This window comes from Roseicyclus sp. (assembly GCF_052168335.1).
Lineage (GTDB): Bacteria > Pseudomonadota > Alphaproteobacteria > Rhodobacterales > Rhodobacteraceae > Roseibacterium.
This window is the reverse complement of the sequence record NZ_JBQLZP010000130.1, coordinates 1-1,211: the sequence shown is the minus strand read 5'-3', so window position 1 is coordinate 1,211 and position 1,211 is coordinate 1. Positions and strand designations below refer to the sequence as shown.

Annotated in this window: 2 protein-coding genes; both read right to left on the bottom strand. The window is 70.2% G+C overall.

Translation table 11 applies throughout. The features are described from left to right. Window positions 1-157: 157 nt before the first annotated feature. Window positions 158-688, bottom strand: coding sequence for a winged helix DNA-binding protein (locus ACTS11_RS04185; protein WP_442639088.1), 531 nt, complete (start codon window positions 686-688; stop codon window positions 158-160). Continuing rightward, window positions 685-1,211, bottom strand: a 527-nt coding sequence (locus ACTS11_RS04180) for a TRAP transporter large permease subunit (RefSeq protein WP_442639087.1), incomplete at its 5' end; no start/stop codon positions are given. The genes ACTS11_RS04180 and ACTS11_RS04185, both read right to left, overlap by 4 nt.

Below are 1,211 nucleotides of genomic sequence, written 5' to 3'. Positions count from 1 at the left end.
CCGATCCGCAGGAAGGCGAGGAACAGGACCGCGACGACGAGGACGCCGACGAAGGGGCGCACCGCCTCCGCCGCCGCGGGCGAGCCGAGGCCGACGACGAGCCCCGCGATGAGCGACCAGCGCCCCTTCGCCGCGATGACGGCGGCGAGCGGGAACATCAGAGCGCCGCGGCCGCGCGCGCCGCCTGGTCGTAGCTGCCCGACAGCGCGCGCAGGAGCGCCGCGACCCGGCTGATGTCCTCGGGATCGTGGCCGAGCTGGCGGGCGGTGCGCACCAGCAGCGCCTCGCGCACCTCCTTGTAGCGGGCGCAGAGCCGTGCGCCCTCCGCCGTGATCTGCACGGTCTTTTCCTTGCCCTTCCGCCCCGGCTCGACCAGGCCCGCCTGCGTCAGCTTGCGGATCGCGTAGTTGGCGAGGTGCGTATCCTCGATGTTGAGGATCATGCAGACATCGGCCAGCGTCTTGGCCCGCCCCCGGTGGTGGACGAGGTGGAGGATCAGCACCTCGAGCGGCGACATGGCCGGCCCGCCCGCCGCCGTCATGCAGCGCACGACCCAGCGCTGGAAGGCGTGGTTCATCATGGTCACGGCGAACTCCACCTCCGAGAGCGCGGGCAGCGCGCTGTCGGCCAGGTGGGCGGAGGAGACGACGGGTCCGACGTCGTGGGTGGCGCGGGTCTCTTCGGTCATCGGTTGGACATGGTCGAGGGCAGCCAGAGCGCGATCTCGGGGAAGATCGTGATGATCACGGTGGCGAGCACGAGGAGGAGGAAGAAGGGCAGCGCGTAGCGCGCCACGGTGAAGATGTCGCGCCCCGTGATCGACTGGAGCACGAAGAGGTTGAAGCCCACGGGCGGGGTGATCTGGCTCATCTCCACCACGAGGACGAGGAAGACGCCGAACCAGATCGGGTCGATCCCGGCGGCGAGCACCATCGGCAGGATCACCGAGACGGTCAGCACGACGATGGAGATGCCGTCGAGGAAGAAGCCCAGCACGATGAAGAAGAGGAGGAGTGCCGCCAGAAGCGCGTAGGGGTTCAGCCCCTGCTCTCCGATCCAGGCGGCGAGGCTGCGCGGGATGCCGGTATACCCCATCGCCCCGGTGAGGAAGGCCGCGCCCGCGAGGATGAAGGCGATCATGCAGGTGGTGACGACGGCGCCGCGAAGGCTGTCCCACGCCCCCTTGCGGTCGAGCCCGCCCGTCAGCCCCG